The following is a 13,710-nucleotide window of genomic DNA, read 5'->3' as shown; positions in this document are numbered from 1 at the left end:
GCTATCACAAATAAACAGGGGGTGGTACTGTGCAAAAGATCAAAAATAGCCAGCGCGAATGGGGTGTTGCTTCGACCTGTGACGTCGTGGCATCGGCCTGGTTCAAGCCAAGGCCGTGCCGCCATGCGGCCACCCGGCCAACGGAGGCGCAGCTGCATCATGCCTGACGTCTCACCTGGCCTACGTACGCCCTCCTTCCGCTACACCTTGCGCCAGATCGCCTCGCGTGACGAGATTGTTTTCAAGTCCGTCGTGCGGGTGCTTCAGGGCAAAACCCGGCATGTCTGGCAACACACCGACGGCGCAGACGCTGACCTGTTTGTTCTGGGAACACAGGTCACGGGTGAGCCAACCAGAATCGAGGATTTGGCCGGCCATGTGCTCATCCGTGTCAGCGCTTCAGCAGGCACGGACTTTCGCGGGCTTAGCTTGCCCCTGCGGATTGCCGATGTCATCAGCCACCTGGACCAGGCCGGCGATGAAATCGCCAGTCGCGCCGCGCGGCCCGCAGGTCCGCAAGCCGTTGATGCGCCGGCGCCTGTGCAGGTACTTTTCAATCAGCGCGTCTCCCTGACGCGTTGGCCGGAGCCGGCCCTGCTGCAGCGCGATAACCGTTACCTCAAGCTGGCCACGGCGCTGACAGGCCAACCCGTCAGCCTCACCGAGCTGGCCGACCGCACCCAGTTTCCGCTGGTGTTGTGCCAGACCTTTGTGGATGCCCTGAGAGCCGTCGGGCTGCTGCGTGTGATGGACGAGGTGCGGGACGCGCCGGGCCACATTCACACCGCTGCGCCCACGGCTCAGAGGAACCCTCCCGTCGAATACCTGGGTCTGATTGCCCGCATCCGTTCGCGCCTGGAGATGTTGGTCAGGACACCCACCGCCAAATGAACGAATACAAAATCCTGCTGACCGGCACCACAGGCGCCGGCAAAACAACGGCGATTGCCGCGATCAGTGAAACCGCGCCGGTGCGCACCGACGTCAAAAACAACGACACCGCGTTCGACAAGGCCACTACCACCGTGGGGCTGGACTACGGCGAACTCACCCTCGACAACGGCGACAAGCTGCGGCTGTATGGCACGCCCGGGCAAGAGCGGTTTTCTTTCATGTGGCGCATCCTGGCGCAGGGCGCGCTCGGTATCGTGGTGCTGATCGACAACGCTCGGCCCGACCCGCTGGCCGACCTCGCGGTTTATCTGCAGGGCTTCAAGGACTTGATACGCGACGCCGCCTGCGTGGTGGGCGTGGGGCGCATGGAGACCCACCCGGAGCCCGGCCTGGACGCCTATGCCGAGGCCTTGCATGCCGCTGGTGTGTTGTGCCCGCTGCTGCCCGTGGATGTGCGCGAGCAGCAACAAGTCCTGATGTTGATGGACCTGTTGCTCACCCAGTTTGAAAGCAAGTCACCGGCCGAGGGTTTACCGGGCATGGCCCCGGATGCCACGGCCTTCCAACCTTCCAGAAAACACCATGACGCTACCACCGCATCTGACTACGCTGGCTGAAAACGCATTGAAGAGCCTGATGCGCCAGGTGCATGGCGCCGTGGCGGCGGTGGTCTCCACCGCTGACGGTTTTGATCTGGCCTCCCGGGTGGAAAACGCCAGCGACGGCGCCAAGCTGGCGGCCATGGCCAGCTCCATCGCCGCCATCTGCAGTGTGGTCGGCGAAGAAAGCCAGGTCGGGGCGCACGAGAGCATTTCCATCGAATCCGAAAACGGCTATGTCGTGATGATTCACGTCGCACATGCGGTGTATCCCATGATCCTCAGCGTGGTGGCCAACAAAAACGCGGTCCTCGCACAAATGGTGTATTTCACCAAGCAGACGGCGCAGCAACTGGGTGAGGCGCCGTGATCCCGCTGATCGACCAGTACCTCTCTGAGCTCGCCGCCTTTGACGGCATCCAGGGTTGCTCGCTGGTGGAGTGTTCGTCCGGCCTGGTCTTGCACAGCGCCGGCGAGTTCGCCGATGTCGAGCCGCTCAGCGAAGCCGCCGTGGAGTTTTGGCGCATCCATGCACGTGTCAAGGAAAACCTGGTGGCCCTGGGGCGTTTGAACCTGGCCATGTTGGCTTTCCAGAACGGCTGGCTGGCGCTGACGGCTTGTCCCAGTGACCCGTCCTTGTTGCTGGTGGCCGTCACCCGCACGCAAGCCGTGGACTGGCAGGGCTGGTTGCGGCATGCACGGGCCTCGGGGCCATTCGCCGAGGGCCTGTCTTCCTGAAAAATTTGTTCAATCCTGTGGTGTGCGCAGCTGCAGGATTTTTTTATAACGCGCGAAGGAGAAACTGACAATGGCAACAATCAAGCAAGCGATGGAAGAACTTTTGACACTGGACGGCGCCATGTGTGCCGCGCTGGTGGATTCGTCAAGCGGGATGATCCTGGGCCAGATCGGCAGCGGGGTGGACCTGGAAGTCGCCGCCGCCGGCAACACCGAAGTGATGCGCGCCAAACTCAAAACCATGCGTTCATTGGGGCTCAACGATGTGATCGAAGACATCCTGATCACGCTCGGAAAACAGTACCATCTGATTCGTCCCATGGGCCGCAACGAGGGCTTGTTTCTCTACGTGGTCCTCGAAAAATCCAAGTCCAACCTGGCCCTGGCTCGCCGCAAGGTGCAGGACGTGGAAAAAGAACTGGTGCTCTGAGTCGGCACCCACTGACCGCGGCGCCGGCAAGGCCAGACGAGTGCCTGCCCGGTCCGTTCTGTATGCCCTTTTTTGCGCCGTCGGGCGCATTTTTTTGACCTGTTTATTTGGCTACCTCGACGTATGTCATTGCAGGCGCGCGGCAATGAAATCCAGAAAGGCCGTGATGCGCGAGGACAGCGCTGTGTTGCGGTAATACACCGCGTTGACCGCCTGCCGCACTTCCACCGTGTCGCGCGTGAGTAGCTGCACCAAATCACCGCGCGCACGGTCGGCTTCGCTCATGAAGTCGGCCAGGCAGACAATGCCTACGCCGGCCAGCGCCAGATGCCGCATGGTTACGCCGCTGGAGGCGCTGAAGGCCAGGGTCGCGGCGTAGCTGTCGCCCTGCGGCCCGCGCAGCGGCCACTGGTTCAATGTGGCCAATTGGCTGTTGCCTATGAGGGCATGGTTGGCGAGGTCTGCCACACGTTTCGGCTTGCCATGCTTTTCAAGATAAGCCGGGCTGGCCAGCACACGCAGTCGGCTGCTGCACAGCGGCCGCGCATGCAAGGTCGAGTCGCGTAGCGGCCCTATGCGTATCGCGATGTCGGTGCGTTGCGCCAGCAAGTCCACGTTCAGCTCGTCGGTGTTGAGCTCCAGGCGAATTTGGGGAAACAAGGTGCTGAACTCGGGCACCAGCGGCACGATGGCGTGCAACATGAAGGGCGAGGCGGCATTCACGCGCAGCAGCCCGACAGCTTGCTGGCGCCGCGCCACCAGTTCGTCCTCGGCCTCGTCCATCGCATCCAGGATGGCACGTGTGCGTGCCAGAAAGGTCTGGCCTTCTTCGGTCAGCTCCAGCCGCCGCGTCGTGCGGCGCAGCAAGGTGGTGGCCAACTTTTTTTCGAGACGCCCCAGCGCCCGGCTGATGCCCGACACGGTCTGTCCCAGCTGGTCGGCCGCCGCCGTGATGGAGCCGGTGTCGACCACCGCGCGAAAGGCCAGCAGTTCTTCGAGGGTGGTTTTCATGGTCGCCTCATTGTTGACTTTGAGTCAATAATATTCTGCGTGAATACGGCTTATTCTGCAAGGATAAAAATCCCACACTACAGGCTTCGTGAAAATTACGGAGCCTTTTATGCCTATTGCCCTTCTCGCGCTGACCATCAGCGCTTTCGCCATCGGAACGACCGAGTTCGTTATCGTTGGTCTCTTGCCCACCGTGGCGGCCGACCTGAACATCGGCCTGCCTTCCGCTGGCCTGCTGGTCAGCCTGTATGCGCTCGGTGTTGCCATAGGCGCACCGGTGTTGACCGCGCTGACCGGCAAGCTGCCGCGCAAAACCCTGCTACTCGGTCTGATGGCGCTGTTTACACTCGGCAACCTGCTGGCCTGGCAGGCGCCCGGCTACAACTCGCTGGTGGCCGCGCGTATTTTGACTGGCCTGGCGCACGGTGTGTTCTTCTCCATCGGCTCGACCATCGCCACCGGTCTGGTGCCCAAGGAAAAAGCCGCGAGTGCGATTGCCATCATGTTCACTGGTTTGACGGTGGCGCTGGTCACCGGTGTGCCGCTGGGCACCTTCATCGGCCAGCATTTCGGCTGGCGTGAGACCTTTCTGGCGGTGTCGGCGCTGGGCGCCATCGCTTTTGTCGTGAGCTTGCTGTTCATTCCACGCAGCATCCAGCACACACCGCCGGCATCATTGACGCAGCAGTTCAAGGTCTTGACCCAGCCGCGTTTGCTGCTGGTGTATGCCACCACGGCCGTGGGTTACGGCGGCTCTTTTATTCCGTTTACCTTTCTTGCGCCCATTCTGCAGCAGGCCGGTTTTGGCGTCGGTGCTGTCGGCTGGGTGATGCTGGTCTACGGCGTGTCGGTGGCGGCCGGCAACATCTGGGGCGGCAAGCTGGCCGACCGCAAGGGGCCGATTGCCGCGCTGAAACTCATCTTCGCCTTGCTCGCAGCCGTGCTGCTGGTCTTTAACTTCACCGCGCCGCACCCTTCTCTAGCGGTCGCCACCGTGTTTTTATGGGGCGCCGTGGCGTTTGGCAACGTGCCTGGCCTGCAGGTGTATGTGGTGCGCCAGGCTGAACGCCACACGCCGCAGGCGGTGGACGTGGCCTCGGGCCTGAACATCGCCGCCTTCAACCTCGGCATCGCTTTTGCGGCCTGGGCCGGCGGCCTGGTGGTGACCCACCTTGGCCTGATGCACACACCCTGGATAGGTGCGGTCGTGGTGCTGGGTGCGCTGGCCCTGACCTACTGGAGCGGTCGCCTCGATACCAGAGACGGCGTGCCGGTCCGCGCGGCCAACGCTAGCCCTGTGGTTGCGCACTAATTTATTTAACAATCAACAAGGACATCACCATGAGCATCCCCGCCTTCGGTCTCGGCACCTTCCGGCTCAAAGAGCAAGTCGTTATGGACTCCGTCAGCAACGCGCTTGACCTCGGTTACAGCGCCATAGACACCGCGCAGATCTACGGCAACGAAGCCGAGATCGGCCAGGCCATCGAAGCCAGCGGCGTGCCGCGCAGCGAACTGTTTCTGACCACCAAAATCTGGACCGAACACCTCGCCAAAGACCGCGTGATGCCCAGTCTCAAGGACAGCCTGGCCAAGCTGCGCACCGACCATGTCGACCTCACGCTGATCCACTGGCCATCACCGGGCGCTGCCGTGCCGCTGGCCGACACCCTGGGCGCCTTGATGGAGGCCAAGGCACAAGGCCTGACGAAACAGATTGGCATTTCCAACTTCAACATCGCCCTGATGCAGGAGGCGATAAACATCGTTGGCGCAGCCAACATCGCGACCCAGCAAATCGAGCTCAGCCCCTACCTGCAAAACCGCAAGCTGGTGGACTTTGCACGCAGCCAGGGCATCCACATCACCTCCTACATGACGCTGGCCTACGGCAAGGTGCTGCAAGACCCGGTGATCCAGCAGATCGCGACGCGACATGGCGCGACCACGGCGCAGGTGGTGCTGGCCTGGGCTCTGCAATTGGGTTACGCGGTGATTCCCTCATCGACCCAGCGCATTAACCTGCAAAGCAATTTGCTGGCGCAGCAGTTGCGCCTGACGGATGAAGACATGGCGCAAATTGTCGCGCTGGACCGGGGCGAACGCCTGGTTAATCCCGAGGGGCTGGCGCCCGCCTGGGACTAGGTGAAGGTTCTCCGCGAAGCCGGCTCAGCAAGCCGGCTTTGACCGTCGGCCACTCGGTCTCCAGAATCGAGAAATAAACCATGTCCCGCCTGCGCCCCGATGCGGTCACCAAGTGTTGGCGAAAGACGCCTTCTTCGACCGCGCCCAGGCGTGCCAGCGCCTTGCGCGACGCTTCGTTGAGCACCTCGGTCTTGAACACCACGCGAATGGTCTGCAAGGTTTCAAACGCGTGGGTCAGCAGCAGGCGTTTGGCCTCGGTGTTGGCGCCTGTGCGCTGGCAGGCCGGTGCCAGCCAGGTGGCGCCTATTTCGAGTCGGTCATGGGCCGGCGCGATGTCCATGTAACGCGTGCTACCGATCACCTCGCTGGTGTCGCTGTGGAGGATCACAAAAGGCAGGCTGACGCCGCGCCGCTGATCATCCAGCGCCTGGGCGACATAGGCGCGCATGTCGTCCTCGCTGCTGATGGGCGCCGGCTGCAGTCGCCAGAGTTCAGGGACCAGCCCAATCCGTGCCAGCGCGGGCACATGGGCAATGGTCAGGGGTTCCAGCCGGACATGCTGTCCGGACAATGTGACGGGCTGGAGCGGCGCCTGCATCAGCGCGCCAGCGTCAACGTCAGCCCCACCACGGCAACGATGGCGACCACCACCGTCACGCCGGCCAACAGCAACAGTCGCACGCGGCTGAGTTCGATGCGCTGAATCAACTGGGTGTTCTGCTCGGCCAGGGTTTTGATCAACTCGGACGAGGCCAGCATCTGGTTGTGCAGTTCGTCCGCAGCTTCTTCCATGGCGGCGATACGCGCTTGCAAGGTGGCCATGGCCTGCGCCTCGGGCGACAGCGCGGCCGTGGCTTCTTCATCCGGCAGCGCCTGCGGCGGCGGTTTTTTACCGACAGCCTTCCACAGTTTTTTGGCGCCATCGGCCACCTTGGGCGCGTTGTTGATCACGTCCGACCAGGGAACCATTTGCAAAACTGCCAGCCATCCAATCGCCATCAAGCCACCTCGTGTGAAATGCGGCGCCGGTGACTGTCATCCGCGCCTGCCCGCCAGGGCTTGCTGAGTTTACTTGGCCCGCATAAAACCGCAGGGACTCGGGCTGAATCAGTGTGTGATACCGGATAGACTGCACAGGCGCTGCGTCACGGCACACACACCATGGCGACTCGTTTTCAACAGTACGGCAGCATGATAAAAATATTAGCGGATGGGTGGGACAGCTTTTTGGAGGTATTCAAGAAGGCATTTCAGGTCATTGATGACAAGTCAGCGTTGCGTGGTTGGACGCCGTGGGCGCTGGTGTGGGCGTTGCTGATCCTGATGGGCGTGTCGTTTGGCATGCTCTGGCTGGGAGACAAGATCAACGACAGCGGCATGGCGTTAACCCGCTTTATGGCGCGCGCGCAGGCGCCGCTAACAGCCCAGTTCGCTTACCCCGCCAAGGCACGCGACCGGATAACGGTCGTGATGTACGACCCGCAATTTCTCCAAAGCAGTGCCAGTGCCTGGCCTATCAGCTACCAGGACCACGCCGACGCGCTTCTGCGTTTGGCCTCAGACCCCAAAGCTCGTCCCAAGGCGATCCTGCTGGACATCACTTTCGGACAAGAGCGTGATGATCCAACGATCACGGCTCTGAACCAGGCCTTGTGCACCCTGCGCTACAAGTACAAGGTACCGGTCTTCCTGGCGGCGATGTCCTCTCCTGACAACGGACGCCTGACGGTACGCGCGGGCTTGGGCGCGAATCTTTCTGGCAGCGAGCCCACCTGTTTCACGCTGGTGGGAGTAGATTACCTGCCCGACTCCCTGGACGGCCTCGCCTGGAGCTATCCGCTGAGTCGTCATCTGACCGACAGTGGCTGGCAACCCGGGCCAGCGGATCAATCCGCGCAGCAGCCCAGCTACCGCAGTGCGGCCATGACGATCGCGCAGGACGTGGCGCATCTGGACCTGGGCGAAGAAACGGCGCCCATGGCATTGGTGTGGGGACACAACTCGGCCCCTCAGGCCGACAGGCCGGAACGTTTGCAACACTGCCGCCCGGGTCAGCCGGAACTGTGGACCTTGATTCCCGGTGTCTTGCGCCGACTGTGGGAAGACGCTTCCTCTGCGCCCCTGTGCCCTTATCACCGGACGCTCTCCATGGCCCAGTTGGGTGAGTTGCCGGAAGACAAATTGGCGCCTTATCTGGCGGGACGTTATGTCCTGGTGGGCGCCAATGTGCCGGGCTACAACGATTTTGCCGAATCACCCGTGCATGGGAAGCTGCCCGGGGTCTACATGCATGCCATGGCGCTGGACAACTTGTTGACCTATGAGGGCAACTACAAACTGAGTGCCGAATGGACGCTGCCGCCAGCGTGGCCGTTGCTGGCGCCAGGTTTGCTGGCCGTCAGCGCCGTTTTTGCGGTACATCTTTTTTGGAGTTGGTTCCTGGGCCAAAAAAGGTTTCACTTGCATGAGCGCTACCAATGGACAAGAGAGATCGTCCGAAAACTGACTGATCCTTGCCCGATCAAACGGACACAACGGGTGGCACAGTTGGTGGCGACCGGGCTGGCCTGGCTGCTGCGGTTGTCGCTTCAAACCGTGGCGGCCATGGGCTTGATTGCCTTCTTGCAAGGGTGGTTCCGCATCGGCATGTTGCCTGTGGTTGAACTGGTCAGCATGACGCTGCTCGCCGAAGGTCTGGGCTATATGAAAAAAATGAAATGGACGTTGTTTGGGCCACCAGCGTCCAACCCTCTGCGAAGCGACGAACCGTGCAAACATTCCGCAGCCTGTGCTGCTGCCCTGAAAGAAAAAAGACATGAACCCTAAGCAAGTTTTTCTCACGGCCTTGCTGGCCTTGCCCGTTCAGGCGGTGATGGCGCAGGACAAAATCGTCGCGCCCAGTCCCAGCAGTCGTACCAGCCTGGACCTGTATGAACAACCCGGTGCCGCGCAGGCCGTTCGCCAGATCACGATGGGAGAGGCAGGCCTGCCCTTGATCATCCAGGCCACCAAAACCGGCTACCACCAGGTGCTCATCGCCGGCCAGGCCTACTGGTTGCGTGGCTTGCAGGTGCGCATCAGCCGTGGCAGTACCGCGGGTTGCGGTACGGCTTCCCGCGCCATGCCGGGCGCGACCATTGCCACGCCAGGAGCCGGTAAAGATGCCTGTAAATAAGATCACCGTGCGTCGATGGCGCAACCTGAAGGCGAGCGCTTTTGTGGCCACCCTGGCCTTGCTTGCGGGTTGCAAGACCATGCCCACGAGCTTGGCGGAACTGCCGTTTGCCAGCCAGTTGGGCGCTGCACCCCTGAGCCCCACCGCGGCCTTGCCGCCGCCTAGCGAACGTACCTGGCCCACTGTGGCGCAGGACGAGCTCAATCAACGGGCACGTGGCTTCGGTCTGGTGAATGCACCGGAGATGCAGCGTTATTTGAATGGCCTGTATGCCCGCATCAAAACCCAGGCTGGTGTGCCGGACTGGCCAGGCAGTGTTCACATTCTCGCCAACGAAGCCCTACAGGCTTATGCCACTGGGGCTGGCAATCTGTATGTTTCTTTGCCGTGGCTGAATTCAGTCCAGAGTGAGGATGAACTGGTGGCCCTCTTGAGCCACGAATTTGGCCATGTCTACCTGCATTACCACCAGTTGGAGGGCGCTGTCGCCAATGCGGATGCGACCGCCAGCTTGTTGGCGCTGGGGGTGGCACTGGTCCAAAAAACAACGCAAGCCACGGGCTGGACGGACGTCGACAGCATGGCGACCGCTTACGTCCTGGGGCGCGGGCTGGTCACCACGGTCTATGGGCGGTCGCAGGAAAGCGCCGCGGATAATTTCGGCCTCAATGTTTCGTTGAAGCTGGGCTACTCCTACGAACATGGCATGAAGGCTTTTCTGGAGCGCATGGCAAGTTGGGAAGAAAAAAACGAAGCCAATGAAAAGGAAAAACAAGCGCAAATTCTCAAGATGGTTAGGGAGCGAGCCATCAGCAAAATCGCCAAACAAAACCCGACACCCAACAGCGCGCTGAGTGTGTCCCTGGCCCAATCGCAAGGTGAGGTCAGTGCCAATGTGGACAGCGCCTTGCAGCAGTTTGCGTTTGAACTCAACAAGGTGTCAGAGAAGCTGCGCAGTGACCATCCGCTAACGGTTGAGCGAATGGATACCTTGGCCTTGGCCGTCGCGTCCATTCCGGAACTTCACATCGACAAAGAACCGGTGAGCCGATCCCTTGAAGCGGCGCGCAAGGAAAAGCGCACGGCGACGCTTTTGAGCAATTACGCGCTGGCACTCGCGGTGCTCAAAGCCCCCGGTGATCCTGGTGCGCTGGCACAGGCGAGGAAAGCCACCACCGGGGTGACGGCCAGCCACGCGCTACCCCTGTATGCGCTCTACACCGTCTTGAGCAAGCAACCGGCCACGGCGAGAAATAGACGCATTGACCCGGGCCAGGTGCTGGAGGCCAATTTCAAATCGGAGTCCGACCGGGCTTGGAAAATTTACCAGACACGCAGCAGCGGGCTTCAAGAGGGACGGCAAACCGCCGCTGCCAAAAAAGTGATGGATCAAGGTTTGAGTTATTTCCAGAACGCCGAGGAAGCTTGGCCTGAGGCCATCCGTTTTTACGGCGAGACGCAGGGCTGGGACGACGCCAAGCGGATGGCCCAAAATTGCGGCAAAAATTTTCAGCGCATGACCTCGCGCTGCAATGAAGCCTCAGCCTCCCCTGCCGAACGGGCGACAGCCGAGCGCAAGCTCAAAGAAAAAAGCGGTCAGTTCATGCAGAAAATGCTCAAGACACCCTAGGCCTGGCTGGCGCGTCACCTGCGGGCGGTTTGGACCAGGGGTTTTGAGGACAAAGGGTGCTTAGGATTCCGGGTTTTCCTCGCGCCCGTCCGGGTGCCTGGCAAAGCGCGCCGGGTCGCGCCCGTGCACAGGCGCGTCGCTGTCAAACGACCAGCCACCAAACTGCGTGCGCCGGTAGTCGGCCATGGTCTGCATGATTTCTGCCTGGGTGTTCATCACAAAGGGGCCGTATTGCGCCACCGGCTCGCCAATGGGTTTGCCCTGCAGCAGCAAAAATTCACTGAGCTCGCTGCCGTTGATCAGCTCTACCGCCGCATCGGCGCGCAACTCGATGGTCGACGCACTGTTCACGTCCTGGCCGGCGATGTTGACCGACTGGCCCTTGAAAAAATACAGGCTGCGCCGCGTGCCTTGGCCTGTGGCTGCGGGCAAGGTCCAGCGCGCGCCGGGCGCCATGCGAATCGTCCAGATCGCCACGTCGGCGTCGGCCTGCGCGGCCCAGGAATCAGGCGGCGGCGCCAGCGGTACAAGTGACGTAGTTGCGTCCTGGCCCGTGGCCTGCAGTTGCCCCGCGATGACCGCGACTTCGGTCGTGCGGCCGTCTGCATCGGTATCCACCCGGCGCGGAATTTTTTCCGACCAGAACATGGTGAAGTAGGGCTCGGCCATCTTGCTGCGTGCCGGCAAGTTCAGCCAGATCTGGAACAGCTCCAGCGGATTGGGCGCATCTTCCTTGAGCAGCGGAAACATCTCGGAGTGAACAATGCCCTTGCCGGTGGTGAGCCACTGCACATCGCCCTGGCCAAAACGTGCTTCGGCACCCAGCGAATCGGCGTGGTCGATCAGGCCCTTGCGCGCAATCGTCACGGTTTCAAAACCGCGGTGCGGGTGTGGCGGAAAACCCGGCACCTGTTCGCCGTGGTACATGCTCCAGCCATCCTTGCGGCTGAAGTCCTGGCCGATGGCGCGGCCGGCCAGCGAGGCGGCTGGCCCCATATCGGCATTCGCCGGAGGATAGGCGTCGTCGTGGTAGGCGCAGAACAGAAAAGGATCGATGGTCTCCCATGGAAAACCAAGAGGCTTGATCTGGAGGACGGGGCTGGCGGGCATGGCGGGGCCTTTCGGGCGTGAGCTTTCAAACCAATGAGATGAGGCAGGCCGGCACTTTTTCAAGCACTGGCCAGCCGCGCGTTTGTGCCAAATTTATAAGCCAAATTGGCCTTCAGCCTTTGCTGGACGGGCGCAATCAGCTATAAAATAGATAGCGATAGATGGGCACCTGGCGCGCTGCGCCGGGGGGCCTCAGGCCTTGAGCTTCCAGCCGGTGCGGAAAATCCACCCCACCGTGCCCAGGCAAAGCGCCAGAAAGCCGAGGATGGCGGCCACGCTGATGCCCACATTGACATCGGCCACGCCGTAAAAACTCCAGCGGAAGCCGCTGATCAGGTAGACCACCGGGTTGAACAGGGCAATCTTCTGCCAGATCGGTGGCAACATGTTGATCGAATAAAACGCGCCGCCCAGAAAGGTTAGCGGCGTGACGATCATCATCGGGACGACCTGCAGCTTCTGGAAGTTGTCCGCCCACAGCCCGATGATGAAACCGAACAGGCTGAAGGTCAGCGCGGTCAGCAGCAAAAAACACAACATCCAGAAGGGGTGCGCAATGCTGTAAGGCACGAAGAGGCGCGCCGTCGCCAGGATCAGCAGGCCCAGCAGCACCGACTTGCTGGCCGCCGCGCCCACATAACCCATCACCACCTCCATGGACGACACCGGCGCCGACAACAGCTCGTAAATCGTGCCCGACCATTTGGGCATGTAGATGCCGAAGGCTGCGTTGGAAATGCTCTCGTTGAGCAGCGACAGCATGACCAGGCCGGGAATGATGAAGGCGCCGTAGCGGATGCCGTCGATGTCGCCCATGCGTGAGCCGATGGCCGCGCCGAAGACGACGAAATACAGCGAGGTCGAGATCACCGGCGAGGCGATGGACTGCATCAGGGTGCGGAAAGTGCGCGCCATCTCGAAGCGGTAGATGGCGCTGATGCCGTGCCAGTTCATGCGGCCTCCTTTTGCAGGGCTTGCGCAGGCGGGGCCGCGTGCACCAGGCTGACGAAGATGTCCTCCAGCGAGCTTTCACTCGAATGCAGGTCCTTGAAGTCGATGCCCAGGCCGGCCAGGCGCTTGAGCAGCTCGCCGATGCCGATTTCCTCCTGCTGGGTGTCGAAGGTGTAGACCAGCGTGTTGCCGCCCTCGGTCAACTCCAGCGGCAGCCCGGCCAGCGCCGCGGGAAGGGCTTGCAGCGGCGCGCGCAACTGCAGCGTGAGCTGCTTCTTGCCCAGCTTGCGCATCAGCACCGCCTTGTCCTCGACCACGATCAGCTCGCCCTTGCTGATCACGCCGATGCGGTCGGCCATTTCCTCGGCCTCCTCGATGTAGTGTGTGGTCAGGATGATGGTGACACCTTTGTCACGCAGCTTGCGCACCATCTGCCACATGCCCTGGCGCAATTCGACATCGACGCCAGCCGTGGGTTCGTCGAGAAACAAAATCTGCGGCTCGTGCGACAGCGCCTTGGCAATCAGCACCCGGCGCTTCATGCCGCCCGACAGCGTCATGATCTTGTTGTCCTTCTTGTCCCAGAGCGACAGGTCGCGCAGCACCTTCTCGATGTGCGCCGGATTCGGGGGCTTGCCAAACAGCCCGCGGCTGAAACTCACGGTGGACCAGACGGTTTCAAACGCGTCGGTGGACAACTCCTGCGGCACCAGGCCGATCTTGGCGCGCGCCGCGCGGTAGTCGCGAACAATGTCGTGCCCGTCGGCCGTCACGCTGCCCGAGCTGGGCTTGACGATGCCGCAGACGATATTGATCAGCGTGGTCTTGCCGGCGCCGTTGGGGCCGAGCAGGGCAAAAATTTCTCCTCGCTGGATGTCCAGGTTGACCGAACGCAGTGCCTGGAAGCCCGAGGCGTAGATTTTGCTCAGCTGGCGAATGGAAATAATGGCGGGCACGCGGCGCTCCTGAGGTCGTGACGAAGCAGATGAAGGTGATGGCGCATGGGCCTGCGCCACTTTAACCGGAT

At 61.6% G+C, this 13,710-nt stretch carries 16 protein-coding genes; 10 read left to right on the top strand and 6 right to left on the bottom strand.

Annotated elements, in window-relative coordinates; translation table 11 throughout:
• The first annotated feature begins 159 nt into the window (after positions 1-159).
• The 5 genes from R6254_RS01395 to R6254_RS01375 all read left to right on the top strand — a co-directional run bounded on the left by R6254_RS01395 (position 160) and on the right by R6254_RS01375 (position 2,661).
• Entirely contained in the window at positions 160-891 is a 732-nt protein-coding gene (locus R6254_RS01395) for a hypothetical protein (protein WP_318403820.1), read from the top strand.
• Complete coding sequence (locus R6254_RS01390) at positions 888-1,511, top strand: GTP-binding protein (RefSeq protein ID WP_318403819.1); 624 nt, start codon at positions 888-890, stop codon at positions 1,509-1,511. Before R6254_RS01395 ends, R6254_RS01390 begins: the two co-directional genes overlap by 4 nt.
• On the top strand, positions 1,477-1,863 hold the full coding sequence (locus R6254_RS01385) for a roadblock/LC7 domain-containing protein (protein WP_318403817.1): 387 nt from the start codon (positions 1,477-1,479) through the stop codon (positions 1,861-1,863). The genes R6254_RS01390 and R6254_RS01385 overlap by 35 nt, the downstream gene beginning before the upstream one ends.
• Entirely contained in the window at positions 1,860-2,231 is a 372-nt protein-coding gene (locus tag R6254_RS01380; protein WP_318403815.1) for a hypothetical protein, read from the top strand. Before R6254_RS01385 ends, R6254_RS01380 begins: the two co-directional genes overlap by 4 nt.
• A gap of 70 nt (positions 2,232-2,301) precedes the next feature.
• On the top strand, positions 2,302-2,661 hold the full coding sequence (locus tag R6254_RS01375; protein WP_318403813.1) for a hypothetical protein: 360 nt from the start codon (positions 2,302-2,304) through the stop codon (positions 2,659-2,661).
• A gap of 126 nt (positions 2,662-2,787) precedes the next feature.
• Here R6254_RS01375 and R6254_RS01370 read toward each other — a convergent pair whose 3' ends face one another.
• Complete coding sequence (locus tag R6254_RS01370; RefSeq protein ID WP_318403812.1) at positions 2,788-3,672, bottom strand: LysR family transcriptional regulator; 885 nt, start codon at positions 3,670-3,672, stop codon at positions 2,788-2,790.
• Between the two features lie 109 nt (positions 3,673-3,781).
• On the opposite strand from R6254_RS01370, the gene R6254_RS01365 reads away from it, so the two are divergent.
• Positions 3,782-4,984, top strand: a complete 1,203-nt coding sequence (locus tag R6254_RS01365) for an MFS transporter (RefSeq protein ID WP_318403811.1) — start codon at positions 3,782-3,784, stop codon at positions 4,982-4,984.
• A gap of 29 nt (positions 4,985-5,013) precedes the next feature.
• Positions 5,014-5,817 (top strand): 2,5-didehydrogluconate reductase DkgB, encoded by an 804-nt coding sequence (gene dkgB, locus R6254_RS01360; protein WP_318403810.1) that lies wholly within the window; start codon positions 5,014-5,016, stop codon positions 5,815-5,817.
• Here the strand turns inward: dkgB and R6254_RS01355 are convergent.
• Both R6254_RS01355 and R6254_RS01350 read right to left on the bottom strand, forming a co-directional pair.
• On the bottom strand, positions 5,783-6,415 hold the full coding sequence (locus R6254_RS01355; protein ID WP_318403809.1) for a GNAT family N-acetyltransferase: 633 nt from the start codon (positions 6,413-6,415) through the stop codon (positions 5,783-5,785). The two genes, dkgB and R6254_RS01355, sit on opposite strands and share 35 nt — an antisense overlap.
• Positions 6,415-6,816: a hypothetical protein gene (locus R6254_RS01350; protein WP_318403808.1), complete on the bottom strand. Its 402-nt coding sequence runs from the start codon at positions 6,814-6,816 to the stop codon at positions 6,415-6,417. The genes R6254_RS01355 and R6254_RS01350 overlap by 1 nt, the downstream gene beginning before the upstream one ends.
• 162 nt (positions 6,817-6,978) lie before the next feature.
• On the opposite strand from R6254_RS01350, the gene R6254_RS01345 reads away from it, so the two are divergent.
• The 3 genes from R6254_RS01345 to R6254_RS01335 are packed head-to-tail and all read left to right on the top strand — an operon-like array spanning position 6,979 to position 10,622.
• The gene (locus R6254_RS01345) at positions 6,979-8,643 is read left to right on the top strand and encodes a CHASE2 domain-containing protein (protein WP_318403807.1); all 1,665 of its coding nucleotides are present in this window, start codon (positions 6,979-6,981) and stop codon (positions 8,641-8,643) included.
• Entirely contained in the window at positions 8,633-8,992 is a 360-nt protein-coding gene (locus R6254_RS01340) for a hypothetical protein (RefSeq protein ID WP_318403806.1), read from the top strand. The genes R6254_RS01345 and R6254_RS01340 overlap by 11 nt, the downstream gene beginning before the upstream one ends.
• Complete coding sequence (locus R6254_RS01335; RefSeq protein ID WP_318403805.1) at positions 8,979-10,622, top strand: M48 family metallopeptidase; 1,644 nt, start codon at positions 8,979-8,981, stop codon at positions 10,620-10,622. The genes R6254_RS01340 and R6254_RS01335 overlap by 14 nt, the downstream gene beginning before the upstream one ends.
• Positions 10,623-10,682: 60 nt before the next feature.
• Here the strand turns inward: R6254_RS01335 and R6254_RS01330 are convergent, their stop codons facing one another.
• The 3 genes from R6254_RS01330 to R6254_RS01320 all read right to left on the bottom strand — a co-directional run bounded on the left by R6254_RS01330 (position 10,683) and on the right by R6254_RS01320 (position 13,639).
• Positions 10,683-11,732, bottom strand: a complete 1,050-nt coding sequence (locus R6254_RS01330) for a pirin family protein (protein ID WP_318403803.1) — start codon at positions 11,730-11,732, stop codon at positions 10,683-10,685.
• A gap of 192 nt (positions 11,733-11,924) precedes the next feature.
• Positions 11,925-12,686 carry an ABC transporter permease gene (locus tag R6254_RS01325; RefSeq protein ID WP_318403802.1) on the bottom strand — a complete coding sequence of 254 codons (762 nt, stop codon included), beginning with the start codon at positions 12,684-12,686 and terminating at the stop codon, positions 11,925-11,927.
• The gene (locus R6254_RS01320) at positions 12,683-13,639 is read right to left on the bottom strand and encodes an ABC transporter ATP-binding protein (protein WP_318403801.1); all 957 of its coding nucleotides are present in this window, start codon (positions 13,637-13,639) and stop codon (positions 12,683-12,685) included. The genes R6254_RS01325 and R6254_RS01320 overlap by 4 nt, the downstream gene beginning before the upstream one ends.
• Positions 13,640-13,710: the final 71 nt, after the last annotated feature.

This window comes from Polaromonas potterensis (genome assembly GCF_033446725.1).
In the GTDB taxonomy this organism is placed as follows: Bacteria; Pseudomonadota; Gammaproteobacteria; order Burkholderiales; family Burkholderiaceae_C; genus Polaromonas.
The sequence above is the reverse complement of the archived record's forward strand: the minus strand, read 5'-3'. Positions and strand labels throughout refer to the sequence as shown.

What these genes read in the sequence shown, in the direction of transcription:
- R6254_RS01395 (WP_318403820.1), top strand. Translation starts at nt 160, where the DNA reads ATGCCTGACGTCTCACCTGGCCTACGTACGCCCTCCTTCCGCTACACC.
- R6254_RS01390 (WP_318403819.1), top strand. Translation starts at nt 888, where the DNA reads ATGAACGAATACAAAATCCTGCTGACCGGCACCACAGGCGCCGGCAAA.
- R6254_RS01385 (WP_318403817.1), top strand. Translation starts at nt 1,477, where the DNA reads ATGACGCTACCACCGCATCTGACTACGCTGGCTGAAAACGCATTGAAG.
- R6254_RS01375 (WP_318403813.1), top strand. Translation starts at nt 2,302, where the DNA reads ATGGCAACAATCAAGCAAGCGATGGAAGAACTTTTGACACTGGACGGC.
- R6254_RS01370 (WP_318403812.1), bottom strand. Translation starts at nt 3,672, where the DNA reads ATGAAAACCACCCTCGAAGAACTGCTGGCCTTTCGCGCGGTGGTCGAC.
- R6254_RS01365 (WP_318403811.1), top strand. Translation starts at nt 3,782, where the DNA reads ATGCCTATTGCCCTTCTCGCGCTGACCATCAGCGCTTTCGCCATCGGA.
- dkgB (WP_318403810.1), top strand. Translation starts at nt 5,014, where the DNA reads ATGAGCATCCCCGCCTTCGGTCTCGGCACCTTCCGGCTCAAAGAGCAA.
- R6254_RS01355 (WP_318403809.1), bottom strand. Translation starts at nt 6,415, where the DNA reads ATGCAGGCGCCGCTCCAGCCCGTCACATTGTCCGGACAGCATGTCCGG.
- R6254_RS01350 (WP_318403808.1), bottom strand. Translation starts at nt 6,816, where the DNA reads ATGGCGATTGGATGGCTGGCAGTTTTGCAAATGGTTCCCTGGTCGGAC.
- R6254_RS01345 (WP_318403807.1), top strand. Translation starts at nt 6,979, where the DNA reads ATGGCGACTCGTTTTCAACAGTACGGCAGCATGATAAAAATATTAGCG.
- R6254_RS01340 (WP_318403806.1), top strand. Translation starts at nt 8,633, where the DNA reads ATGAACCCTAAGCAAGTTTTTCTCACGGCCTTGCTGGCCTTGCCCGTT.
- R6254_RS01335 (WP_318403805.1), top strand. Translation starts at nt 8,979, where the DNA reads ATGCCTGTAAATAAGATCACCGTGCGTCGATGGCGCAACCTGAAGGCG.
- R6254_RS01330 (WP_318403803.1), bottom strand. Translation starts at nt 11,732, where the DNA reads ATGCCCGCCAGCCCCGTCCTCCAGATCAAGCCTCTTGGTTTTCCATGG.
- R6254_RS01325 (WP_318403802.1), bottom strand. Translation starts at nt 12,686, where the DNA reads ATGAACTGGCACGGCATCAGCGCCATCTACCGCTTCGAGATGGCGCGC.